The 25,533-nt window shown below is 30.7% G+C and carries 26 protein-coding genes and 4 tRNA genes; 5 read left to right on the top strand and 25 right to left on the bottom strand.

Annotation, left to right across the window (positions count from 1 at the left end; all coding sequences use genetic code 11):
- The first annotated feature begins 130 nt into the window (after positions 1–130).
- Positions 131–1,024 (top strand): selenium metabolism-associated LysR family transcriptional regulator, encoded by an 894-nt coding sequence (locus tag HBE96_RS05295; RefSeq protein WP_169296716.1) that lies wholly within the window; start codon positions 131–133, stop codon positions 1,022–1,024.
- 92 nt (positions 1,025–1,116) lie between these two features.
- Positions 1,117–2,313 carry a S8 family serine peptidase gene (locus HBE96_RS05290; protein ID WP_169296715.1) on the top strand — a complete coding sequence of 399 codons (1,197 nt, stop codon included), beginning with the start codon at positions 1,117–1,119 and terminating at the stop codon, positions 2,311–2,313.
- 80 nt (positions 2,314–2,393) lie between these two features.
- Here the strand turns inward: HBE96_RS05290 and HBE96_RS05285 are convergent, their stop codons facing one another.
- The 15 genes from HBE96_RS05285 to HBE96_RS26830 form a co-directional block, all read right to left on the bottom strand.
- Positions 2,394–3,341, bottom strand: a complete 948-nt coding sequence (locus HBE96_RS05285) for a phosphoglycerate dehydrogenase (protein ID WP_169296714.1) — start codon at positions 3,339–3,341, stop codon at positions 2,394–2,396.
- A gap of 144 nt (positions 3,342–3,485) precedes the next feature.
- Positions 3,486–4,331 carry an acetyl-CoA carboxylase carboxyltransferase subunit alpha gene (locus tag HBE96_RS05280; protein ID WP_169296713.1) on the bottom strand — a complete coding sequence of 282 codons (846 nt, stop codon included), beginning with the start codon at positions 4,329–4,331 and terminating at the stop codon, positions 3,486–3,488.
- 41 nt (positions 4,332–4,372) lie between these two features.
- Positions 4,373–5,254, bottom strand: a complete 882-nt coding sequence (gene accD / locus HBE96_RS05275; RefSeq protein ID WP_169296712.1) for an acetyl-CoA carboxylase, carboxyltransferase subunit beta — start codon at positions 5,252–5,254, stop codon at positions 4,373–4,375.
- A gap of 40 nt (positions 5,255–5,294) precedes the next feature.
- The gene (locus HBE96_RS05270; protein WP_169296711.1) at positions 5,295–6,641 is read right to left on the bottom strand and encodes an acetyl-CoA carboxylase biotin carboxylase subunit; all 1,347 of its coding nucleotides are present in this window, start codon (positions 6,639–6,641) and stop codon (positions 5,295–5,297) included.
- Positions 6,634–7,095, bottom strand: coding sequence for a 3-hydroxyacyl-ACP dehydratase FabZ (gene fabZ, locus HBE96_RS05265; protein ID WP_169296710.1), 462 nt, complete (start codon positions 7,093–7,095; stop codon positions 6,634–6,636). The genes HBE96_RS05270 and fabZ overlap by 8 nt, the downstream gene beginning before the upstream one ends.
- A 31-nt stretch (positions 7,096–7,126) precedes the next feature.
- Entirely contained in the window at positions 7,127–7,651 is a 525-nt protein-coding gene (gene accB, locus HBE96_RS05260; RefSeq protein ID WP_169296709.1) for an acetyl-CoA carboxylase biotin carboxyl carrier protein, read from the bottom strand.
- A gap of 1 nt (position 7,652) precedes the next feature.
- Positions 7,653–8,891, bottom strand: a complete 1,239-nt coding sequence (gene fabF / locus HBE96_RS05255; RefSeq protein WP_169296708.1) for a beta-ketoacyl-ACP synthase II — start codon at positions 8,889–8,891, stop codon at positions 7,653–7,655.
- Between the two features lie 27 nt (positions 8,892–8,918).
- On the bottom strand, positions 8,919–9,665 hold the full coding sequence (gene fabG / locus HBE96_RS05250) for a 3-oxoacyl-[acyl-carrier-protein] reductase (protein ID WP_169296707.1): 747 nt from the start codon (positions 9,663–9,665) through the stop codon (positions 8,919–8,921).
- A 15-nt stretch (positions 9,666–9,680) separates the two neighbouring features.
- Entirely contained in the window at positions 9,681–10,616 is a 936-nt protein-coding gene (gene fabD / locus HBE96_RS05245; protein WP_169296706.1) for an ACP S-malonyltransferase, read from the bottom strand.
- A gap of 14 nt (positions 10,617–10,630) precedes the next feature.
- Positions 10,631–11,578: an enoyl-[acyl-carrier-protein] reductase FabK gene (gene fabK, locus HBE96_RS05240; RefSeq protein WP_169296705.1), complete on the bottom strand. Its 948-nt coding sequence runs from the start codon at positions 11,576–11,578 to the stop codon at positions 10,631–10,633.
- Positions 11,579–11,616: 38 nt separating this feature from the next.
- On the bottom strand, positions 11,617–11,844 hold the full coding sequence (locus tag HBE96_RS05235) for an acyl carrier protein (RefSeq protein WP_169296704.1): 228 nt from the start codon (positions 11,842–11,844) through the stop codon (positions 11,617–11,619).
- A 23-nt stretch (positions 11,845–11,867) separates the two neighbouring features.
- Positions 11,868–12,848 carry a beta-ketoacyl-ACP synthase III gene (locus HBE96_RS05230; protein ID WP_169296703.1) on the bottom strand — a complete coding sequence of 327 codons (981 nt, stop codon included), beginning with the start codon at positions 12,846–12,848 and terminating at the stop codon, positions 11,868–11,870.
- Positions 12,841–13,317, bottom strand: coding sequence for a MarR family winged helix-turn-helix transcriptional regulator (locus tag HBE96_RS05225; RefSeq protein WP_169296702.1), 477 nt, complete (start codon positions 13,315–13,317; stop codon positions 12,841–12,843). Before HBE96_RS05225 ends, HBE96_RS05230 begins: the two co-directional genes overlap by 8 nt.
- Positions 13,318–13,411: 94 nt before the next feature.
- Complete coding sequence (locus HBE96_RS05220) at positions 13,412–14,491, bottom strand: NAD(P)H-dependent flavin oxidoreductase (protein WP_169296701.1); 1,080 nt, start codon at positions 14,489–14,491, stop codon at positions 13,412–13,414.
- 180 nt (positions 14,492–14,671) lie between these two features.
- Positions 14,672–15,613: a peptidoglycan DD-metalloendopeptidase family protein gene (locus HBE96_RS26830; RefSeq protein WP_169296700.1), complete on the bottom strand. Its 942-nt coding sequence runs from the start codon at positions 15,611–15,613 to the stop codon at positions 14,672–14,674.
- Between the two features lie 246 nt (positions 15,614–15,859).
- On the opposite strand from HBE96_RS26830, the gene HBE96_RS05210 reads away from it, so the two are divergent.
- Positions 15,860–16,843, top strand: a complete 984-nt coding sequence (locus HBE96_RS05210) for a DnaD domain protein (RefSeq protein ID WP_169296699.1) — start codon at positions 15,860–15,862, stop codon at positions 16,841–16,843.
- Positions 16,843–17,823 (top strand): ATP-binding protein, encoded by a 981-nt coding sequence (locus HBE96_RS05205; protein WP_169296698.1) that lies wholly within the window; start codon positions 16,843–16,845, stop codon positions 17,821–17,823. The genes HBE96_RS05210 and HBE96_RS05205 overlap by 1 nt, the downstream gene beginning before the upstream one ends.
- A gap of 193 nt (positions 17,824–18,016) precedes the next feature.
- On the opposite strand, the gene HBE96_RS05200 is transcribed toward HBE96_RS05205, so the two are convergent.
- From HBE96_RS05200 to HBE96_RS05175, 6 genes are all read right to left on the bottom strand, one after another.
- Positions 18,017–18,092 (bottom strand) — tRNA-Thr (locus tag HBE96_RS05200).
- 10 nt (positions 18,093–18,102) lie between these two features.
- Positions 18,103–18,179: transfer RNA gene (locus HBE96_RS05195), tRNA-Asp, on the bottom strand.
- A gap of 6 nt (positions 18,180–18,185) precedes the next feature.
- A tRNA-Val gene (locus HBE96_RS05190) sits at positions 18,186–18,261 on the bottom strand.
- A gap of 7 nt (positions 18,262–18,268) precedes the next feature.
- Positions 18,269–18,343, bottom strand: a tRNA-Glu gene (locus tag HBE96_RS05185).
- Between the two features lie 178 nt (positions 18,344–18,521).
- Positions 18,522–19,337, bottom strand: coding sequence for a pyruvate, water dikinase regulatory protein (locus HBE96_RS05180; protein ID WP_169296697.1), 816 nt, complete (start codon positions 19,335–19,337; stop codon positions 18,522–18,524).
- A 15-nt stretch (positions 19,338–19,352) separates the two neighbouring features.
- Entirely contained in the window at positions 19,353–19,730 is a 378-nt protein-coding gene (locus tag HBE96_RS05175; RefSeq protein WP_169296696.1) for a CoA-binding protein, read from the bottom strand.
- A gap of 131 nt (positions 19,731–19,861) precedes the next feature.
- Between HBE96_RS05175 and HBE96_RS05170 the strand changes: the two genes are divergently transcribed.
- Positions 19,862–21,091 (top strand): BaiN/RdsA family NAD(P)/FAD-dependent oxidoreductase, encoded by a 1,230-nt coding sequence (locus tag HBE96_RS05170; RefSeq protein ID WP_169296695.1) that lies wholly within the window; start codon positions 19,862–19,864, stop codon positions 21,089–21,091.
- A gap of 14 nt (positions 21,092–21,105) precedes the next feature.
- Here HBE96_RS05170 and HBE96_RS05165 read toward each other — a convergent pair whose 3' ends face one another.
- The 4 genes from HBE96_RS05165 to HBE96_RS05150 form a co-directional block, all read right to left on the bottom strand.
- The gene (locus tag HBE96_RS05165; protein WP_169296694.1) at positions 21,106–21,855 is read right to left on the bottom strand and encodes an acyl-[acyl-carrier-protein] thioesterase; all 750 of its coding nucleotides are present in this window, start codon (positions 21,853–21,855) and stop codon (positions 21,106–21,108) included.
- Positions 21,856–22,006: 151 nt separating this feature from the next.
- A complete protein-coding gene (locus HBE96_RS05160) occupies positions 22,007–23,293 on the bottom strand; it encodes an adenylosuccinate synthase (RefSeq protein WP_169296693.1) in 1,287 nt (428 codons plus the stop codon).
- Between the two features lie 285 nt (positions 23,294–23,578).
- Positions 23,579–23,788, bottom strand: a complete 210-nt coding sequence (locus HBE96_RS05155; RefSeq protein WP_169296692.1) for a DUF3006 domain-containing protein — start codon at positions 23,786–23,788, stop codon at positions 23,579–23,581.
- A gap of 43 nt (positions 23,789–23,831) precedes the next feature.
- Entirely contained in the window at positions 23,832–25,466 is a 1,635-nt protein-coding gene (locus HBE96_RS05150) for an ATP-binding protein (protein ID WP_243186839.1), read from the bottom strand.
- Positions 25,467–25,533: the final 67 nt, after the last annotated feature.

Here is a 25,533-nt window from a genome sequence, read left to right as displayed (position 1 = left end):
CCCTATGATATCGTTTTAAAACATTAAATAAGGGATAAATTAAACTAAAATTTATAATGTTAAAGTATACTTCAATAGAGTTTTATTTTACATTATTATATTAACACATCTACTACGGGGGATAACACATATGGACTTTAAACAAATAGAAGCTTTTATAAATGTTGCAAAGTTTAAAAGTTTCTCTAAAGCTGCAAATTCATGTTTTTTATCACAACCTGCTATTAGTTCACATATAGCCAGTTTAGAAAAACAACTTAGAGTACAGCTTTTTGACAGAACTTCAAAAGAAGTGCTTCTGACACCTGCTGGAGATTCATTTTTAAACTACGCTATAGATATTTTAAATGCACGTGATAAAGCTATTTCAAATTTGGCTAAGTTTAATGAAACAGTAAGCGGAAAACTAAAATTAGCTTCCAGTACTACTCCTTGTAATACTATAGTACCCACTTTAATAAAGAAATTTCATTCTTTATATCCTGATGTTTCTTTTAATATAATGGAGAGAAGTTCTACAGAAATAATTGAAAACATTGTTAAGTTTAATTGCGAATTAGGTATTGTTGGCGAATCAGTTAATGATGAAAAAATTAAAAGTTATGAATTAATGAAAGATGACTTAATTGTAATATCATCACCAGAATTTAATTTACCTGATTCTATAAAGATAGAATCACTTTTAAAATATAAATTTGTTTTAAGAGAGGAAGGTTCTGCTACAAGAAAAACTTTTGAAGATGCCCTTCTAAAAAAAGGCTTTTATACATCTGATATAAATGTATACTTTGAAGTTAACAATTTAGATACTTTGCTTCAATTTGTTAAACAAGGCTTAGGTATATCGGTAGTCTCTAGACAAATCTTTAGAGATTATATATCTTATGGCCTTATAAAAGAAACTTTCATAGAAGATCTTTCCCTGAAAAGGTACATTTATTTAATTTTAAGCTCCAAAAGAACCCTTACTCCAACATCCAAAGCTTTCTTTAATTTATGTAAAAATTATTTTAATTTTAATTAATACACGATCTAAGAAATTAATTATTCTTAGTTACACACATTCAATGCTTCTGTCATAATATATATATGGAATTAATTTTTAAGGAGCTTTAAATGTTTTCCATTAAAAGCAAATTAGACACAGATTTAAAAGTTGCTATACGCAATAAATATTATAAAAATTGTAGGGTTATAATACACTGTAAATCTATGCCTGAAACTATTGAAAAAAAAATTAAAACATATAAAGGAAACTTAATACACTCTATTCCTTATATTAATTGTATATGTGCTACTCTTACATCTAATGCTATAGAAAGAATTATAGAGTATCCTCAGGTAGACTATGTTGCCTTTGACAGTTATATGCTGTTATGCGGTAATAATATACTTTCTTCTAATGGCATATCACATCAAAAAAAGTATAAATTAACTGGTAAAAATATATGTATAGGTTTGGTTGACAGTGGTGTTTATCCTCATACTGACCTATTAACTCCTAAAAATAAAATTCAAAAATTCACAGACCTTCTAAATAATTACGATTACCCTTATGATGATAATGGACATGGAACCTTCATAAGCGGTTTAATATGTGGAAGTGGTTATTCCTCAAGAGGAATTTATAAAGGTATAGCTGAAAATAGCTGCTTATACTCTGTAAAAGCTTTTAATAGTTTAGGTAGAGGATATATATCCGATGTGCTATTTGCTATAGCTACCATCATTTTAGATAGGGAAAAATATAATATAAAAGTAATATGCCTTCCATTTGAACTCCTATCAAAGAATTATTTTAAACTTTCTCTATTTCAACAACTTTTTACAATAGCATCTAATCATAATTTAACAGTAGTAGTTCCATCAGGTCATAATGGTAACTTTGAAGGCAGTATTTCAGGTATCGCAACTTTAGATAATTGCATTACAGTAAGTGGTATAGACACTACTAAACATAACATTAAACCCTACAAACATTCATCCAGTGGGCCATTTGCTAAACTAGAAAAACCTGATATATGTGCAGCCGCTGTAGATATATGTTCATTAAATACAAATAAAAGTTATATATCAGAAAGAAATGGTATTAAAATATATCCTCAATCGTTAGAAACCCCTTATACCTGTTATACCGGTACATCTTGTGCTGCAGCTTATATAAGTGGTGTTTGCGCTTTATTATATGAAAGCAATCCTGAGTTAACTTTTAAAGATTTAGTCTCTCTTATAAAAACTTCCTGCAACCTTTTGGATATTCCTAAATGGCTCCAAGGTGCTGGTATGATAGACTTAAATAGATTATTAACCTAAATTATTAATGAATAATTAGAAAATAAGCATATCCAAAGTACAGTTTTAAAACTATACTCTAGATATGCTTCTTACTATTATCAATATCCCCTATTTAAATTAACTAAATTAATTAGCTTCTCATTATGCCTATACCTCTTCAAGTTCTCATATATCAAATTAAACCTTCTAGCATTTCTCACTTCTGATATCCATGAATTATGTGGTGTTATTATAACATTATCTAAATTCCATAAAGGACTATAAATATCTAAAGGTTCCTCTTCTACTACATCTAATGCTGCTCCAGCTAACTTTCCTTGCTGAATACTTTTTATTAATGCTTTTTCATCTATAATGGCCCCTCTTGCTACATTTATTAGATAAGCATCATTTTTCATCATATTTAACCTATCTTCATTAATTAAATTACGTGTTTCACTAGTATATGGAATTGTAATAACTACTATATCACATATGTTTAACATTTCATCAATATCCTTACTAGCAAAACACTGATCAAAATTATCTACAGGCTTTCCACTAGTGTTTAATCCTAATATTTTCACATCAAAGCCTGAAAATCTTTTTGCTGCTTCCCGGGCAATACTACCTGTACCTATAAATCCAATAGTTTTGTTAAAAAGTTCTAGTATTGTAGTATCAATCTTCCACTCTTTGTTTCTTTGATTTTCATAAAGTTTATTGCTATGCTTTAATAATTCCAATGATTTTAAAACTATCCATTCTCCCATAGGAATACTATATCCACCCCTATTATTAGTTACACTAATAGAGGTGTTTACCAAATAATCAATTGGCAACTGATCTATTCCTGCACTAGAAAGTTGAATCCATTTTAACTTTTTCATTTTACTTATATCCAATGTTGTAAATGGATTATAGCAAACTAAAATTTCAGTATCTTCTAAATCACTACTATATCTTGCATCTTTTTCACTAATTATCTTGACCTCATAACCTAATTTTTTGATTTGTTTCATTTTATCTGTACCATAATTATAAGTAAATAAAATCTTACTTTTCATACTTCCACACCCCAATTTTAAAAATAAAGTAGCCTTTTACATTAAAAGCCACTCTAAACAAATAAATTATATTAAATTACTTAATTAAATCAAAATATTACTATATGCATATAAATAATTTTTATACGCATAGGTTACCTTTTGTTACTCAAGATATTTACCCATATTTCTAAATTTATCGTATCTATTATTCAATAGTTCTTCTATAGATTGTTTTTTTAGTATTCCAATCTTTTCTACTAATTCTTCTTTTATAGATGCAGCCATTTTAACTACATCTTTATGTGCTCCTCCTGAAGGTTCTTTTATAACTTTATCTATAATACCATATTCCTTTAAATCTTTAGCTGTTATTTTCATAACTTCTGCCGCTTCTTTAGCACGAGAAGAATCCTTCCACAAAATACTAGCAAAACCTTCTGGAGATAGTACAGAGTACACTGAATTTTCAAGCATCCATACATCATCTGCTACTGCAAAGGCTAACGCGCCACCACTTCCACCTTCTCCTATTACAATTGATATAACAGGAACCTTTAGTTTTGACATTTCTAAAAGATTCTTAGCTATTGCTTCTCCCTGGCCTCTTTCTTCTGCTCCTTTACCGCAATAAGCTCCCTGAGTATCTACCATACATATTATTGGTCTGCCAAACTTTTCTGCCTGCTTCATAAGTCTCAAACCTTTTCTATAGCCTTCAGGATTTGGTGATCCAAAATTTCTTTTTACATTTTCTGCTGTATTTCTTCCTTTTTGATGAGCTATTATAGTTACAGGCATACCATCTAATAATGCTATCCCCCCAACTACTGATGCATCATCTGAAAAACATCTATCTCCGTGAAATTCCACAAAGGAATCAAATATTCGCTCTATATAATCTAGTGCTGTAGGTCTTTCTATCATTCTAGCTAAGGATAGTTTTTCCCAAGCAGTTTTATTATCAAGTTTCTTATTTAAAATTCGCTGTACTTTCCCTAATTTTTCCATAAAACAAGCTTCCTTTCCTTAGAAAATGTAACCTTTTTTAACTATCTATTTTTATCATGAATCGCAAGTATTTTCTTAAGGGTACTTTTTAATTCTTTTCTAGAGACTATACTATCTATAAAACCATGTTCCAATAAAAATTCTGCTCTTTGAAACCCCTCTGGAAGTTTTTGTCTTATAGTTTGTTCTATAACTCTCTTCCCAGCAAATCCAATTAAAGCTCCTGGTTCAGAAAGTATAATATCTCCAAGCATAGCAAAACTAGCTGTTACACCTCCTGTAGTTGGATCTGTAAGTACAGTTATATATAAAAGTCCTGCTTCACCTAACCTTCCAAGTGCTGAGCTTACCTTAGCCATCTGCATAAGTGAAAACATTCCTTCTTGCATTCTAGCCCCACCAGAAGTAGTAAAAATTATTATAGGAAGTTTAAACTCTATTGCCCTTTCTACAGCCCTTGTAATCTTTTCACCAACTACAGAACCCATACTTCCCATCATAAAATGACTATCCATAACACAGATAACTACTTCTTCACCAACAATAGTTCCTTTACCTGTTACTACAGCTTCGTTTAATTCTGTAGCTTCCTGCATTTTTTTTATTTTTTCTTCATATCCTTTAAAATTTAGTGGATTTGCCGAAGTTAAATCTCTATCAAATTCTTCAAATGTATTTTTATCTATTATAAGCTTTATTCTTTCTCTTGCTCCCATTCTAAAATGGTATCCACATTGACCACATACTTGGTTACTATCTTCAAGGTCCTTTTTATATAAAACTTTTCCACAACCTCCGCACTTTACCCACATACCACTGGGAATACTAGGTTTCGCGTCATCATTAACTTCTTCATTAGCTTTTCTTAATGACTGCTGACTTACAGTAATATATTTTGTCTTCTTAAATGGATTATTTAACAAGTTAGTCACCTCCAGTTAGAAGTTCATAGTAAAAAACTTACTATGAACTCTTAACTTTATTCTCAATAAATCTTGTATCGTAGTTTCCCTTTATAAAATCTTCATTATTTATAAGTTCAAACTGAAAATCAATATTTGTTTTAACTCCTTCTATAATAAATTCTCCTAAAGCTCTTCTCATTTTCCACATAGCTTCTTCTCTATCCTTACCATATACAATGAGTTTTGCTATCATGGAATCATAATATGGAGGAATTGTATATCCTGAATATACTGCACTATCAATTCTCACATTAAAGCCACCTGGTAAATATAAACCTTTAATTTTTCCTGGAGATGGCATGAAGTTCCTTGCCGTATCCTCGGCATTTATTCTACACTCTATAGCATGCCCCTTTATCTCTATATCTTCTTGAGAAAAACTCAATGGTTCACCTGCTGCAATTTTAATTTGTTCTTTTATTAAATCTACTCCAGTTACCATTTCTGTTATAGGATGTTCTACCTGTATCCTAGTATTCATTTCCATAAAATAAAAATTTCTATCTTTATCCAGTAAAAATTCTATAGTACCTGCACTATTATAGTTTACTGTTTTTGCTGCTCTAACTGCTGTTTCTCCCATCTTAGCCCTAAGCTCTTCTGTCATTATAGGGCATGGTGCTTCTTCTAATACCTTTTGATTTCTTCTTTGCATGGAACAGTCTCTTTCTCCAAGATACACCACGTTTCCATGATTATCTCCTAGTATTTGAATCTCTACATGTCTTGGTTTTTCTATAAACTTTTCAACATATATAGTTCCATCACCAAATGAGGCTTCTGCTTCGGCCTTAGCATTTTCATAATCTTTTATAAGATCTTTTTCTTCATAGACTACTCTTATGCCTCTTCCTCCACCTCCAGCAGATGCTTTTACCATTACTGGATATCCTATTTCCTTTGCAACCTTTAACAATTGATTTTCATCTTTTATTGCACCTTTAGACCCAGGAACTATAGGTACTTTTGCTTTTATCATAATATCTCTAGCATTAGACTTATTTCCCATATTGTCTATACAGTCCGCATGTGGTCCTATAAATGTAATATTACATTCATCACACATTTTTGCGAACTTACTATTTTCAGACAAGAAGCCAAAGCCTGGATGAATAGCTTCTGCTCCTGTAAGCACCGTAGCACTTATAATATTTTGTATGTTTAAATAGCTGTCCTTTGGTGCAGCAGGACCTATACATACAGCTTCATCTGCCATTTGAGTATGTAGTGCATCTTTATCTGCTTCAGAATAAACTGCTACAGTTTCTATACCCATTTCCCTACAAGCTCTTATAATCCTGACTGCTATTTCTCCTCTATTTGCAATTAATATCTTATTAAACACCTGCATCACCTATCATAAACATTACTTCAGCTTCACAAGCCTTTTTATCATCCACATATGCTGTACCTTTAGCTAAACCTGCAGGTCCTTTAATTTTTATCATTTCTACCTCTAATCTTAAAACATCTCCTGGTACTACTTTTTTTCTAAACTTAGCCTTATTTATTCCTCCAAAATAAGCTATTTTACCTTTGAAATTTTCTTGACTTAGTACTGCCACTGCTCCTGTTTGTGCTAATGCCTCCACAATAAGTACACCAGGCATTACAGGTTCCTGTGGAAAATGTCCCTGGAAAAAATATTCATTCATAGTTACATTTTTATAAGCTACTACCTTTTTTCCTGGTTCCATATATGTTACCTTATCTATTAATAAAAAAGGATATCTATGAGGAATAATTTCTTTTATTTCTTTTATTCCTAAATTAACATTAAATTCTGTATTAATCTCCATTTGTTTTTCCTCCTAATAACTTTTTTAGGATCTACTTAACCTTTATTTTAAACATAGGCTGGCCATACTCAACCATTTCGTTATTGTTTACTAAGATTTCAACTACTTCTCCATCCACTTCACTCTGAATTTCATTCATAAGCTTCATAGCTTCTACAATACAAAGAGCATCTCCCTTTTTAACCTTACTTCCTACTTCTACAAAAACTGGTTTATCTGGGCTTGATGATCTGTAAAAAGTTCCTACTATAGGCGATAAAACTTCCTTAATATTCTCATCTTCCTTTACTGAAGCTTCATCATTTCTATCTTCTTTTACTACTTCAATTTCACCTTTAACTTTTTCATCTAACTTTTTGTCTTCTACATTTGCTTCTATAACTGATTTTTCTTCTTCTACTAATGCAGTGCTAGTACTTTCTACATGCTGTTTTGCAAAATCAGGTTCCCCCTGCTTTCTCATAACTATAGAAATTCCATGCCAGTTAACTTCTAAATAACCTAATTTAGAATTATCCATAGTTTTAACCATTTCCTCAATTGCTTTAAAGTCCATTTTACTCACTCCACTTTTTCAATAATATTACCGCATTATGGCCGCCAAACCCTAATGAGTTAGACATAACATATTTAAGCTCAGCTTTCCTTGCTTTGTTTGGAACATAATCTAGATCACATTCTTCGTCCTTAACTTCATATCCTACTGTAGGAGGTATTATACCTTCCTCTAAAGCTTTAACACTTATTATAGCTTCTATTGCTCCTGCTGCTCCAAGCAAGTGTCCTGTCATAGATTTTGTAGAACTTACAGGCACATTCTTAGCATAATCTCCAAAGACTTTTTTAATTGCTTCTGTTTCAAATTTATCATTTAATTTTGTACTTGTTCCATGGGCATTTATATAAGATATTTCTTCTTTTTCAATTCCTGCTTCTTTTATAGCTAACTCCATAGCTCTTGCAGCACCTTCTCCATCTGGTGCAGGTGATGTCATATGATATGCATCACACGTAAATCCATATCCAACTAATTCAGCATAAATTTTAGCTCCTCTTTTTTGAGCATGTTCTAAAGATTCTAATATTAATATACCAGCACCTTCTCCCATTACAAATCCGTCCCTTTCCTTATCAAAAGGAACAGATGCTCTTTTAGGATCTGTACTCTTAGTTAAAGTAGTTGCTGCAGCAAATCCAGCCATAGATAATGGAGTAATACATGCTTCAGTTCCACCTACTATCATTACATCTGCAAGATCACTTTTAATCATTCCAAAAGCTTCACCAACACAATTTGTTCCTGTAGCACATGCTGTAACTATATTAGAACATGGTCCTTTAGCTCCAAATTTTATAGCTATATTTCCAGCTGCCATATTACTTATAATCATAGGTATAAATAAAGGTGTTATTCTGTTAGGACCCTTTTCCACTAAAACAGAATGCTCTTTTTCTATAGTTCCTATTCCTCCTATACCTGAACCAACAACTACTCCAAGTCTTTCTTTCTCTACACTTTCAAGATCAAGTTTAGAGTCTTTTACTGCTTCCATGGCTGAAACCACAGCAAATTGACAAAATCTATCAAATCTTTTTGACTCTTTTCTATCTAAATACTCACTTGGTTCAAAATCCTTAACTTCTGCTGCAAGCTTTGCTTTATAGTTTTCTGTATCAAAACACTTTATGAAATCTATACCACAAACTCCACCCTTTATATTATTCCAAAATGTATTTGCATCATTTCCAACTGGAGTTATTGCTCCAAGTCCTGTAACTACTACTCTTCTTTTCATAATTAATTCACCAACCTCTATTTTAATTTACATAACCATTCCGCCATCTACATTTATTACGTGACCAGTAATATAATCTGAATATGGTAAAGCTAAAAATGCTACTACATTTGCTACATCCTCAGCGCTGCCAAATCTTTTTAATGGTATAGTATTTAGTGTAGTTTCCTTCACCTTATCAGTTAAAGCATCCGTCATATTAGTTTGAATAAAACCTGGTGCTACAGCATTTACAGTTATATTTCTGGAGGCAAGTTCTCTTGCTACAGATTTAGTCATACCTATTATTCCTGCTTTTGCAGCAGAGTAATTTACTTGACCAGCATTACCTGCTATTCCTACTACAGAAGATATATTTATTATTTTACCACATTTTTGTTTAACCATTATAGGACTTGCATGTCTTATACAGTTAAATACACCTTTTAGGTTTACTTCTATTACTTTATCAAAGTCTTCTTCTTTCATTCTAAGAAGTAATCCATCTTTAGTTATTCCTGCATTATTTACAAGAATATCTATTGAACCAAACACTTCGATAGTTTTCTTCATAAGGTTTTTAGTATCTTCAAAAGAACTAACATCTGCTTGAATTGCTTTCGCTTCAACACCTAATGCTTCTATTTCTTTAACTAAATCTTCTATTGATTTTGAATCACTTCTATAATTAATTACTATATTTGCTCCAAGCTTAGCTAATTTAAGCGCTATAGACTTACCAATTCCTCGACCTGCACCCGTAATTATTGCTGTTTTACCTTTTAAACTTTCCATTAGCTATTCTCCATTCTAACTTTTTAATTTTTCTATAGTACTTTCTAATGATTTCAAATCCTGTACATTTAAAACTGTAACTTTTCTATCTATCTTCTTAACAAATCCACTTAATACTTTTCCTGGTCCAATTTCCACAAAAGTATCTACACCCATATCTATCATTTTTTTTATGCTCTTTTCAAAAAATACTGTACTCATTACTTGCTTTCTTAAATAATCTTTTACCATGTCCTTATTGTCTACAACTTCACCTGTAACGTTCGTTATTACTGGAATTGAAAAATCTTCTACAGATACATTTTTTAATTCTTTCTCTAGCTTTTCTGATGCAGGTTTTAACATAGATGTATGAAAAGGTCCACTTACAGAAAGCATTACAGCTTTTCTAGCACCTGCTTCTTTTAATTTTTCAGAAGCAGCTTCTACTGATTTTACTTCTCCCGCAATTACTATTTGACCCGGACAATTTAAATTGGCTATTTCAACTATCCCTATATCTTTGCAATCACTGCATACCTTTCTTATGCTATCTTCATCTAATCCTATAATAGCAGCCATAGCACCTATACCTTCTGGTACTGCTTCCTGCATATATTTTCCTCTCTTTTTTACTAAAGTTACTGTTTCTTTAAAATCTAAAACACCACTAGCAACAAGTGCTGAATACTCCCCTAAACTTAACCCTGCAGTAACATCTGCCTTTATTCCGTTACTTTCTAGTGCCCTTAAAGCAGCTATACTTGTAGTTAAAATAGCAGGCTGTGTATTTTCTGTTTTATTTAATTCTTCTTCCGGACCTTCAAAACACATACTACTTATAGAAAATCCTAATGCTCCGTTTGCATCATTAAATACATCCTTACAAACATCAAAGTTTTCATATAATTCTTTTCCCATTCCAACATATTGTGCTCCCTGTCCAGAGAATAAAAAAGCTATTTTGCTCATCTTCTCCACCTCTTTTATTCAATTCCAAACATCTTTTTAACTGTTAATATGTGTTCTTCTGCCTCTCTAAACATTTCCTCTATTATTTCTTGGGAACTTTGTCTTTTACATACTAGTCCTGCTATTTGTCCCGCCATTACGGAACCGTTATCTACATCTCCATCTCTTACTGCTTTTGAAAGTGCTCCTCTTCCTAATTCCTCATATTTTTCAAGTGGTGCTCCTTCTTTTTCAAGTAACTGAAATTGTCTTGTAAGTCTATTTCTTAAAACACGAACAGGATGTCCTGTAGGTCTTCCTGTAACCTGTGTATCTATATCCTTTGCACTTAATACTCTTTCTTTATAAGCCTCTGCAACAGTACATTCATTAGCAACTAAGAATCTTGTTCCAACCTGTATTCCGTCAACACCAAGCATAAATGCTGCTGCTACTCCTCTTCCATCACCTATTCCTCCAGCTGCAATTACAGGTATGTTTACAGCATCTACTACCTGTGGTACTAGAGTCATAGTAGTAAGTTCTCCTACATGACCACCTGATTCACATCCTTCTGCAATAACCGCATCTACACCAGCTCTCTCCATTCTTTTAGCTAATGCTACAGATGCAACTACTGGTATAACCTTTATACCATATTCTTTCCACATATCTATATACTTTCCTGGATTTCCTGCTCCAGTAGTTACTACTTTAACGCCTTCTTCGCAAACCATTTTTGCAACTGCCTCTGCAGTTTCTCCAAGTAGCATTATGTTTACTCCAAATGGTTTATCTGTAAGCTTCTTTGCTTTACGTATCTCTTCTCTTACCCAATCTATTGGTGCATTACCTGTAATAATTCCTATTCCTCCTGCATTAGACACTGCTGCTGCTAAAGAACTATCAGCAATCCAGGCCATTCCACCTTGAATAATAGGATACTTTATTCCAACCATTTCCGCAAATTTGGACTTAATCATAGTTTTTCCTCCTAAATTAGTAATTTTTTTATCACATTTTATACACAATCTACGTTCTCTTCAACAAACTTTACAGCTTCAGCTACAGTTGTAATAGCCTCTGCATCTTCTATCTGTAGTCCAAACTGTTCTTCTATTTCTATTATTATTTGAAAAAACTCTAATGAATCCATTTCTAATTCCTTAAAAGATGTATTCATCATAATTTTATTTTGCTCTATTCCTAGTTGTTCCTCTATTATCTTTTTTATTTTCTCAAATACCATTTGACTCTCTCCCAGTTTTAGTACTACCACTGAATGGCTAGACCTCCATGAGTAAGACCTCCACCAAATCCTATAAGTAAAATTTTATCTCCACTCTTCAACAAGTCTTTTTCATTCATTTCATCTAAAGCAATTCCAATAGTAGCTGCAGATGTATTTCCAAACTTGTCTAAATTAACATAGAACTTATCTTCACTTACACCTAATTTTTTTGCTGCAAATTCTATTATTCGGTAATTTGCTTGATGAACAACTATATATTTTATTTCATCCATTGAACAATTTATATTTTGCAAAAGTTCTTCTGTTGATTGTAATATGGTTTTAACTGCAAATTTAAATATTTCTCTGCCGTTCATCTCTATATAACTATTTGTATTAACATCAACATCTTTTTTGTCAACATATGGATTCACCACTGGTACAGCCTTTGAAACTAAATATTGACCCTTGCTACCATCAGATCCACTGCAAATAGACAATATTCCTTCTGTATCTGATTCACTTAATACAGCTGCTGCAGCTCCATCTCCAAATAATACACAAGTACTTCTATCTTCCCAATTTAATATTTTAGAAAGGGTTTCTGCCCCTATAACCAAAGCCTTTTTTATACTTCCTGTTCTTATAAACTGGGTAGCTATGTTAATTCCATAAACAAATCCAGAACAAGCCGCAGATATATCAAAACATGTAGCATTTACTGCCAATATATCTTTTTGAACTAAGCAGGCTGTAGAAGGAATAAAATTATCGGGAGTAGCTGTAGCTACAATAATTAGGTCAATTTCCTCTGGCTTTACATTAGAATTTTCTAAAGCTTTCAACGCTGCTTTAGAAGACATACTCGAAGTATCTTCTCCTTCAGATATTCTTCTCTCTTTTATACCTGTTCTACTGCTTATCCATTCATCACTTGTATCTACAATACAAGACAAATCATCATTAGTTACAATCTTTGGTGGTACATAACTTCCTGTACCTATAATTTGCACCTTATTCATCAATTTTCTCCTTATAGCTAGTTTTTAAATTGTACTTATTTTTGAAAAAAACATTAAGCTTTTCTAAGGATTTAATCAAAATTTCTTCTTCTTCTTCATTAAGTCCTTCTATTGCTTGTTTCACCATATCAGAATGAAATTTCCAGTGAATTCTATAAGCCAATTTTCCCTTCTTATTTAATCTAATAAAAACTATTCTTCTATCCTGTTCACTTCTTTTTCTTTCAACATAACCTTTTCTAACTAAATGACTTATAGCTGTAGTTAACGTACCTAAAGTTATATTTAATTCACCTGCTACTTCTGTCATAGTTCTAGGCTTATACATTCCTATGGCTTCTATAGTATGAATTTCTGTAACAGATAAATCCTTAAAAACACCAGATCGAAGAGCTTTTTGTTCTATTTCTAATATATCATTAAAAGTATCTACTAAGAGTTCATTTAAAACATTTATGCTTCTATTCAATTAAATCACCACTTTAATATTTATATTTATAAAAAGCTCTTAAGTAACTTAGGATATGTTATACTTAAATTTTATTATCCTATAAAGTAATAAATTATCCTTTATAATTTCTTTCAGCTTCTGTTACTAAGTCACTTATTAGCTCTTTTACAGTGACAATTTTATCTATTCTATAAGCATTACTTCCTGTAAAAATTAGTCCTTCTTCTAAATTTCCTTTAACTGCTTGAACTAACGCCCTTGATATACAATAAGGAGTGCTCTTAGGGTTACACTTCTTTAAGCAATTAAAACAGCTTGTAGGTGCTATTCTTCCTTTTTCAACTCGCTTTATAAGTTCATTTCTTATAGCTCTTCCTGGAAGACCTACAGGACTTTGTATAACCTTAATGTCATCCTTTTTTGAATCCACATAGGCTTTTTTAAATTTTTCATCAGCATCACATTCCTCTGTTGCTACAAAACGTGTACCCATCTGAACTCCTTCAGCTCCCAACTCAAGGAACTTAGCAATATCAGCTCCAGTATATACGCCACCGGCTGCTACTACAGGTATATGCTTTCCATACTCCTCTTCAAAAGGTTTTAGCGCTTGTATTACATCTGATACAAGCTCCTCAAGAGATGGTTTGCTTCCTTCCAATAACTGTTCTGGATGAAATCCTAAATGACCTCCTGCTTCAGGTCCTTCAACTACAACCATATCAGGAATTCTATTATATTTTTTACTCCAATGTTTTGCAATAACTGAAGCTGATTTTCCTGAAGAAGCAATAGGTGCTATTTTTACATTACTCCCCTCAACAAGCTTAGGTAATACTAAAGGAAGTCCAGCACCAGATATAATTATGTCTACCTTCTCATCTACACATGCTTTTACCATTTCATCATAATTGTTAATGGCAACCATTATATTTACTCCTATAATACCTTTAGGACTTATTTCCTTTGCCTTTTTTATTTCATCTCTTAAAGCTCTAATATTAGCTTCTTTTGTATTAGTCTTAAAATCTGGTTCTCTATATCCTATCTGAACTGAAGATATTACACCGATGCCACCTTCATTTGCTACTGCTGATGAAAGTTTATAACCGGAAACCCCTACACCCATACCGCCTTGAATAATAGGTACTTCAGCTTTTAATTCACCTATGACTAGTGGTGGTAATTTCATTTAATCGTCTCCTTTAAAATGATTTTTGACTATCAAATATTTTGATAGTCAAAGTATATATTAAAACAAACTAACTGTCAATATTTTTAACATTAAATGGTTTTAATTTAATTAATTGTATGTTGAAAGCAAATAAGCATATCATATCATAATATGCTTACTCTCTTAAAATTAATTATCTTACTTCAAGTATTTTAGTGGATTTTCAGGTTTTCCATTTATTCTAACTTCAAAATGCACATGAGGTCCCGTGCTTCTTCCTGTACTTCCAACTTCACCTATTTTTTCTCCCCTATTTACGTACTCACCAGCCGTTGAACATATATTACTGCAGTGAGCATAAACTGTTTGTATTCCTTGACCATGATCTATTTTTATTACATTACCATATCCATTTTCCCACTCTGTACAATAAACTTTTCCATCCATAGCAGCATAAATAGGTGCTCCCATAGATGCTCCTATATCTATTCCTTGATGAACAGTACCCCATCTTGACCCAAAAGGTGATGTTATGGTTCCTTGAGATGGTATACTCATAAAAGCAGTTCTGCTAAAAGAACCTCTTGAAAGTCTTAAACTATCGTTATTACTTAACAAATCATCTTCTGTATATCTTGAAAATGCTATAATAGGATTTTTAGAATTTATTCCTATCGTACTAATAACTTCTTCTACAGAATTTACCTTTCTTATTTTTATATCTTCATTTACATAAGTTATATAGTTCACAAGTTTTAGTTGATCACTTTTTTCCTTTTCTTTATATGAGTTTTTTACTTTATCCAATACTTGGCGCATTTCTTTTTCATTAGCAAGTACACCAACTTCTCTTCCGTCAGATTTCATTAAAACTGCATTTACTTCTGTGTTACTGTTTTCTATAATGAGCCTATTCACATCTTTAGAACTTTTTAAACATTTATCACTGTCAGTATGCCTTTTTATGAGTTTTACACTATCTTTAAAATTTACCTTTCCAAATCTCTTCTCTGCATCCTTTTTTATAATATCTTCTATATTAAAAAAGTCTTTTTTATCTTTAATACATCCTATTGATTTATTATTTATATATATCTCATAACAATTTGGTCTATTACTATATAAGTGTCTTATTGTCACTGATGAAGTAATAATAATTATTAGTAAGCTTAAATATATTTTGCCTTTTGGGGTTAAATGCAAAATTATCATTCCTTTCTTAGTTATTATTTTCTACACTTACCTATTTATTATTTCCAAAAATGTAAAAAGTATTACAAAATCCAAAAAATTTTTTTCATTGTTATGCAAATTGTATTTTGTTATAATTATTTATTAGAAGAACTTTTTCAAATTAAATCATGTTGAAAGTAGGTTATAATAAATATGAGCACTTTTGTATTTAAAAGTAAAAATTCCAATTATACTCCAGTTAGTAATGTTTTTATAGATAAATTCATGCCAAAAGCCCGAGGAGAATTTGTAAAAGTATATCTTCTAGGGCTAAAATATTGCACATCTGGCGAATTAGGTGTTAGTTCCCAAATAATGTCAAGCACTCTACATCTTCTTGAAACAGATATAGTAAATGCATGGAATTACTGGAATGATGAAAATGTAATTAGAATGATTCCTATAGATAACATGGGAAATTACAATATTGATTTTCTTAATCTTTCTGATTCACCTGATGAGTCTCCGGAAAATGTAAACCTGCTGGAAGAATTAAATAAGAATTCTACAAAAGATATGCTTCAAGATATAGAGAAACTTCTAGGAAGGCCTCTTTCGTCTAAAGAGATGACTATGTATATAGGATGGTTAAAAGATTTTAACTTTTTACCTGAAATCATTCTTCTTCTTATACAATATTGCGCTTCCAAAGGTAAAACAGATTGTAGATACATTGAAAAAATTGCTCTAGCTTGGTTTGATGCTAAAATTAAAAGCATAGACGATGCTCAATCTTTTATAAAAAAGCATGAAGATAAATGGATTAATATAAGAAAAATATTAAACTATTTAGGTATAAAAGATGCTGAAATAATGAAACCACAGGAAGATATGTTAAACAAGTGGATTAATACTTACAAATTTCCTATTGATGTTATCTATAAAGCCTGTGAAATATGTTTTCAACGTATAAATAAAGCTGACTTTAAATATATTGATGGCATACTTACAAGCTGGAATAAAGATAACATTAAAACTTTAGAAGATATAAATAAAAAGGATACGAAAAAAACTTATCGAAAAAATGCTTCAAATTATAAAAACAATAATTCTTCCAACAGTACATTTAATAATTTTGAGCAGAGAAATTACGATTTTGAAGATTTAGAGAAGAAACTGTTAGGATGGGATAAATAATGATCAAAGGATATCAAAGTAATATAATGAAAGTATATGAAAATATACGTAATCATGAAGAAAAGTTACTTAATAAAAGAAGAGAAGAAATACAGCAGAAAATACCACAAATTATGGACATAGAACGTGAAATAGGAAAGCTATGTGTTAGACTTTCAATAGACATTCTTAATAATATAGAAAATAAAGAAGAACGTTTAAAAATGTTAAAAGAAAAAATTACTGATCTTAGAATAAAAAAATCTGAAATTTTAGTAAGCAATAACTATCCCTTAGATTATTTAGATATGCACTATATATGTAATAAATGTAAGGATACAGGATTTATAGGAACACAAAAATGCAGCTGCTATAAACAAAAACTTGTAGATTTGTATTATGAAAACTCGGAATTAAAAAACATACTTGAAAAAAATAACTTCAATAATTTTAATTTTGAACTTTATTCACCACATAAAGTTGATGATGTGCGAAAAAGTCCTAGAAAAAACCTTGAAGATATAGTTTCAAAGTCCTGGAATTTCATAGAAAACTTTTCTTCTACTTCTGAAAACTTATTGTTTTTAGGTAACCCAGGCACTGGAAAAAGCTTTTTATCTTATTGTATTGCTAAAGAACTTCTAGATAGAGGTCATTTAATTGTATACAGAACTGCTGAAACATTAATTCATGACTTAAAAAATATTAGATTTAATAACTCTGATGAACTTGATGATTTGCTTATAAATTGTGATTTACTTATAATCGATGATCTAGGTTCTGAGCAAATAACTGACTTCTCCAAAACTGAACTTTTTAATCTTCTAAATAGAAAACTACTTAAAAATAGGAAAATGCTAATTTCAACTAACTGCGGTTTAGAAGTAATTTTAAAAAATTATTCAGAAAGAATTTCATCAAGACTTCTAGGGGAATTTACATTATGTAAATTCTATGGCGAAGATATAAGAATAGGTCAAAATATAAAAAATAAAAAATAAAAAATATTAAGAGTATAAGCGTCCTCTGAGGCGCCTTTTTTTACACCAAACTCACCTACATTTTCTTACTCATAATATTACCTCAAAATCTGCTAGCTATTTAATTTCAATACATTATGGTATGTTTTTTCTGGAAATGCAGAAAATTGATGTATAGCAAAAAACGTTAAGTATTACTTAATACTTAACGTTTTGGTGCTGGCAGAAGGCTTCGAACCCTCGACCTACTGATTACAAGTCAGTTGCTCTACCAACTGAGCTATGCCAGCTAAATTTATATGGCGACCTAGAAGGGACTCGAACCCTCGACCTTCGGCGTGACAGGCCGACACTCTAACCAACTGAGCCACTAGGCCATAATGTGGTGGGCACAACAGGGCTCGAACCTGTGACCCTCTGCTTGTAAGGCAGATGCTCTCCCAGCTGAGCTATGCGCCCACATTAATGGTGACCCCTAGGAGACTCGAACTCCTGTTACCACCGTGAAAGGGTGGTGTCTTAACCGCTTGACCAAGGGGCCTTATTCATATATTTGTTTGTCATTTGCTATCACTCAGCGACCTGACATAGACTATAATACAAGATATTCTTCAAAGTGTCAACACATTTTCTAAACTTTTTTTTATTTTTTTTTGTATTTTTGTTGTAATCCCTTATATACCAACATTTCACGCTATTTTATTTTTTTTACCTTTTTATTAATAATCCTTAGAACCAATGTGTCCTATATGCTCCATAACTATAAGGGCAGTATCTTCTATTGCTCTTTTTGTAACATCTATTATTTTACAATTAAATCTTCTCATAAGTTTATCCGCAAATTCTAATTCCTGAAGTACCCTTTCGGCATTAGCATATTGTATTTCTTTTGAAAATGCTGAAAATTTGTCTAACCTATGTTTTCTAATTTCAATAAGCTGCATAGGGTCTATAGTAAGCCCTATTATTTTTCTCCTATCTATTTCAAATAATTCTTCTGGAATAGGTACTTCCGGCATTAGCGGTACATTGAGTGCTTTTATTCCCTTATTAGCTAAATACATACATAGTGGGGTTTTCGAAGTTCTAGAAAGTCCTATTAGAACTACATCCGCGTGCTTTATTCCTGCATTATCCTTACTGTCATCATACTGCATAGCAAATTCCATAGCTCTTATCTTCTTATAATATTCAGAATCCATTTCCCAAATAGCTCCCGGCCTATAATTAGGAATTTTATTTAATATCATTGATGCCATACTTATACAAGGGCCTAACACATTTGTTATATGTATTCCTTCCTCTATGCATCTTTGTACAAGAAACTCCCTAACATCTACTAAAACTACAGTAGATATTATCATAATGTTTTTCTTATCTTCCAAATTACTTATAAATTCATTTACATGTTCAAAACTTTTTATATAAGGTACTCTCCTAACCTCCACCTTTTCATCAAATAAACTAGCTGCTGCTTTTGCAACCTGTTCAGCAGTTTCTCCTATAGAATCAGATACAGCATATATTGTTAACATAAATTAGTTCCCCCTTTAAGGATTGTAATTTCCAAGTTCCACAAGTGCACATCCTTCTATAGCTATAATACCTTTATTTTTACATAAACTCAATATATCAATACTACCAGCTCCAGGTTGTATTAGTACTTTATTTATTTTTAAGTTTTCTGCATCTTGTACTATTTTTAATCCAATTGCGGGGTTTATGCACAAATCTACTACACTTATATCAAAAGGTACTTCCTCAAGAGTTTTATAAACTTTACCCGTTGTATCCCTTGGATTAACACCTACTGCATTAAACCCGACATCTTTTAACCTTTCTAATATTTTAAAAGCATACTTTTTTTCATCTAATACATCTCCTACTACTACCCAATTTTTATAATTTAACAATTCATGAGCTATCATAATTTTTCTCCTTTCAACAATTTATAATAATATTATATACAAAATAACTTAAAATATAAAAATTTATATTTTAAAATCTAATATTTAAGGTAAAATAGTATATAGTATCTTTTTAAGGGGAGTTGTTAAAATTGTTTCATGAAATATTAGTAATTGGCGGAGGAGCTTCTGGAATCATGGCTTCCATTGCCTCAAAAGATATAGGAAAAGACATAGGTCTATTAGAAGGTTCTAACAGAATAGGAACTAAAATATTAACTACAGGAAATGGTAGATGTAATATATCTAATAAAAACATTAATTATTCGAGATATCACAGTATGAATTCAGAATTTTATAAGTACGTTTTAGACAAATTTACAGTAGAGGATACTATAAATTTTTTTAACTCTTTAGGTCTTCCTCTTACAGAATTAGACAATGGTAAATTGTATCCATTATCGCTTCAAGCTTCTTCTGTGCTTGATATTCTAAGGATGGCGTTAGAAGATCGAAACATACCTATTTACTTAAATGAAAAGGTAAAAAGCATAAAAAAAACATCTTCATACTTTGAAATAATTTCACAGTCCGGAAATACTTATGAATGCAAAAGGTTAATTTTATGTTGTGGTGGTAAATCTGCCCCTAGCACAGGTTCTGATGGATCTGGATTTCAACTTGCTAAAAGCCTAAACCACAGTATAGTTAACCCTATTCCTGCCCTTGTGCAGCTTAAATTAAAGTATAATTATTTAAAAGCTTTATCTGGAGTAAAATTTAATGGATTTGCAGAAATATATATAGATGATCTTCCCAAAAGAAAAGAGTTTGGTGAAATATTATTTACAGACTATGGCATATCAGGTCCTCCTATTCTTCAAATAAGTAGCATTGCCTCTTATGCGTTATCTACTAAAAAAGAAGTAAAACTGTTTATAGACATGATGCCTAACTTTAACAAAGAGTCTCTTATAGAATTTTTAGAAAATCATTGGGGATTGCTTAGTTATAGAAGTGTTTATGATTCCTTTATAGGAATCATAAATAAAAAAATTATTCCTATACTTTTAAAAGAAGCTTCTGTATCTAATATACATAAATCATGTTGTGAATTAAGTTGGAAGGAAAAGCAGAAAATATTTTCCCTTCTTAAAAGCTGGAGCTTTTTAGTATGCGATACTAATTCTTTTAAAAACTCCCAGGTAACATCTGGTGGTATAAATACGAAAGAAGTAAATCCAAAAACATTAGAATCTAAAATAATAAAAAACTTATTTTTTGCTGGTGAAATACTAGATGTTGATGGAGATTGCGGTGGTTTTAACCTTCAGTGGTGCTGGAGTTCAGGTTTCATAGCTGCTAAAAGTGCTGCTGATTAATAGTCAGCAGCTTATTACTTATTACTCCAAAATGTTTCTACTAAAGCTAATTCTTTATTCTGTTCATCTACTATTTTATGTAGACATGCGAAACTATTTTCCTTATTATCTATTTGTGTTAATACCTTTATTTTATCTCCATAGGTTATTTCTTTCTTATAGGCTATATTTATATATGTAATACTATAATCACTAACTATATCTAATGGTACTGTTTCAACAGCCCAATCTACATACTTTACATTATTTACATGCTTATTTGTATCTATATCACTGTATCTTACATTAAATATTTTTTCACTATCTACCCTTTCCTGTTTTCCTATTTTCTTTATATCTAAAGGTTTATTATCTTCTTTTTCAAGTCCAAAAGCTTCATACATATCCTCTGTTACTGTCATAGCCTTCCTTTTTCGTGTATTTATTAAAAACCATACAGAATTAGCTTCAGCTATAATATTTTCATTTGAATCAAGCACTTTAAAACTCCTATAAGCATAAAATTTTCTAAAAGCCTGAGGTATAGTTTTAACCTTTACTTTTTCTCCATATAGAGGATATTTATAAATATGTATATTCCACTTATAAAGTACCCATCCTATTCCTTTATTGCTCATATAATCTATACCTATACCAATGTCCTCAGATTGTTTAGTACAAGCATCTTGTAAATAATTCATAAGACTTGTTAATAACAGTTTCTTATTACAATCTATTTCATAGTATTGAACCTCATATTCCTTTTCCGCTTCTAACTTCTTCAATTTACATTCCTCCCTTTGTCACATAATAATTCCTTATACAATAAATATTATACTGCAAATTATCGAAAAACCCTATGCAGCGCATAGGGTTTAATTCTTTATAATCATTAAATTATTTAACTTACGTTAATTAACATATTACTTTTTTAATTTATATATCAGTTACTTTTATAGTCTGATCTCTTCTTGGTCCTACTGAAACTATAGATACTTTTGTTCCTGTAAACTCCTCTATTCTTCTAAGATATATCTTTGCATTTTCAGGAATTTCGTCATAAGTTCTAGCATTCTCTATACTTTCATCCCATCCATCAAATTCCTCATATACGGGTTCACATTCAGCTAAATCTTCTAAACTTGCTGGGAAATAATCTATTACTTTACCATTAAGTTTATATCCTGTGCACATTTTGACTTTGTCAAGACCAGCTATAGTGTCTATTTTAGTTACTGCAAAGCTTGTAAGTCCTGAAACTCTAGTGGCAGTTTTAAGTATTACAAGATCAAGCCATCCACATCTTCTAGCTCTTCCTGTAGTTACACCATATTCATGACCTTTTTCTCTTATCCAATCGCCCATTTTATCAAATAATTCTGTTGGAAATGGACCTTTACCAACTCTTGTAGTATAAGCTTTAGCTATACCTACTGCGCTATCTATTAAAGTAGGTCCTATACCAGCACCAATACATACTCCACCAGCAATAGTGCTTGATGATGTAACATATGGATATGTTCCATAGTCTATATCAAGTAATGTACCTTGAGCACCTTCAAATAATACTTTTTTTCCTGATTTAATATTGTTATATACTTCTACTGATGTCTCTTTTACAAAAGGTCTTATTTTTTCAGCATACTCTAAGTATTCAGCACATATATCATCAAAGCTTAATGGTTCTCCATTAAAAACTTTTGTTATTATATCATTTTTCATTTCTACATTTTCTTTTAACTTTTCTATAAAAACTTCTTTGTGCATAAGGTCACTAACCCTTATTCCACTTCTCTCCATCTTATCAGTGTAACAAGGACCAATTCCTTTTCCCGTAGTTCCAATGTCCTTTTTACCTCTGCAGCTTTCCTTTATTCCATCTAATACTCTATGATATGGCATTATAAGTTGTGTTCTATCACTTATTACTAAATTTTGTGGAGTAACCTCAACTCCAACCCCTTTTAAATAATTTATTTCTTCAAATAATGCTTTAGGATCAAGTACAACACCGTTTCCTATTACATTTAATTTATCCTTATAAAGTATACCTGAAGGCACCAAATGAAGTTTATATTGTTTATCTCCAACCTCTACAGTATGACCTGCATTGTTTCCTCCTTGAAATCTTACTACCACATCTGCATCTTCTGCAAGATAATCTGTCATTTTTCCTTTTCCTTCGTCTCCCCATTGAGCTCCTAAAACAATAAACGCTGACATAAAAGTTTCCTCCTCTTTAATTAAGCTAAACATTATTTTTAATGCTAGCTTTAACTATATAAATGTATTTATTACAATTAAAATTAAAGTTATTACTTTTTCTAAGGTTCATCCTACTATCTTATGGTATCAAATGTATAACTTTCAGTCAACAACAAATACGAATATTTTAACTTTAAACTTGAATAAGATTCGTTTCATTTTTTGTTTTATATGTTTGTTTTGTAAATATATTTTATACCATTATAAAAAACTAGAAGAAAATAAAACTCTCCTAGTTTTTGTTTAATTCCATAAATCCTTTGTTAATTTTTCTATATTACTTTTTCTTTTTTTAGTTTCAACATAGTTTATTGTTATTATGTTATCTATGTTTAATACATCTCCTTCTTTAGCTTCTTCCGGGATCTTACCTTTTTCTATATTTACCATTTTCATATTTTCTAATTCTACTACCGCAAATTCTCCTTCAAACCTATCAATAATTCCAGTCATACAACACACACCTCATTTTAAATAATCTTATTATTTTAATTTACTATAAAAGATATAAAAATAATGCTTCTCGGTCTATATTCCTTTGTTTATTTATATTGTTTAAGCCAGCTTCATCATCTTTAACCATCTTATACACAGTTTGTAATAACTCCTCAACATTAAAAGGCTTTGATATATACTCGTCCATTCCCAAATTTAAAAAATTTTCTTTATCACCTTTTAATGCATATGCTGTAAGTGCTATAATCGGCACATGCTTATTATTACTTTCTTCTGACTTTCTTATAAATTTAGTAGTTTGGACACCATCCATTATAGGCATCTGTATATCCATTAAAATTAAATCATACTGTTTGATATTTAAAAGATTCAACGCTTCTTTTCCGTTATTTGCAATATCACATATATGTCCATGCTTTTTAAATAAATTATACATTACAATTTGACTAGCTTTATCATCTTCTACAATTAAAATATTTAACTTTTTATTTACTTTTTTAACCCTATTATTTGTACTATTTATATTCATAAATGTAGGTTTAGCACACTTTTGCAAAAATAAATTAAAAGAAAATAATGTTCCAACATCTTTTCTACTTTTTACTTCTATTTTACCACCCATTAACTCTACAAGACCCTTACATATACAAAGTCCTAATCCTGTACCTGGGGACTTTTTAGTATATACTTTGTTGTCTATTTGTTCGAAACTTGTAAATATCTTAGAAACATCCTTTTTATCTATTCCTATTCCTGTATCCTTAACATAAAACTTAATATTTATCTTTTTATCAATAATCTCACCCTTTTCGATAATTAGAGATATTGTACCGTACTTAGTAAATTTTATTGCATTATCTATAAGATTATCTAGTATTTGTTTTAATTTTATAGGATCTCCTATTAACATTTCTGGAATTCCATCATCTATCTTAGATTTAAATTCTAATTTATTATCCATTGCTTTCATAGTACTTATCCTTACAGTTTCACTATACATCTCCTTAAAGTTAAATTCCACATTTTCAACTTTCATTTTTCCGCAATTTACCTTAGATAAATCTAATATGCTGTTTACTATATTTAAAAGTTTTAAAGCGCTGGATTTTACTAACTTTAAGTTTTCTTTTTGTTCCATTGTCAAATCTGTCATTATAGTTAAATCTGTCATACCTATTATTCCATTAATAGAAGTTCTTATCTCATGACTTATGTTTGCTAAAAACAATTCTTTACTTACGCTATTATTTTCTACTACTTTTTTTTGTTCTATTAATTTTTCTTCATACAACTTATAAGCTGTAATATCGTGTATAATCATAATTTGGTAAGACACTTCACTATCTTCCAGATAATCAAGTGTAACTTCTAAATATTTAGTACCCTCTTCTGTTACAACTTCATATTCACACTTTTTTTCCACATTCTTTTCACTAAAATTTGATACTTTTTTACTAATTTCAGTAATTATATTTTGCAAATGGTATTCTATGTCTAACCCCTCAAACATTTTTAATGCTTTATTGTTTAATTCAAAAGCTCTATCACCTTCATTTAACAATATAGCTGCACAAGGAAGATTTTTATATATCTTCATATATGTATCTTTATTAGAATTATAATTTGTTTTTGAATCCAAAACTATTGTATCTTGTTTTTTTAGCTCATTTAGCAATTTAATTACCTCCTAAAAGCACAATAATTCATACAATATAAAGTATCGCTCTAATTCTAAAATAGTC

The organism is Clostridium muellerianum, from assembly GCF_012926525.1.
GTDB lineage: Bacteria > Bacillota > Clostridia > Clostridiales > Clostridiaceae > Clostridium_AM > Clostridium_AM muellerianum.
This window is presented reverse-complemented; position numbering and strand designations above follow the sequence as displayed.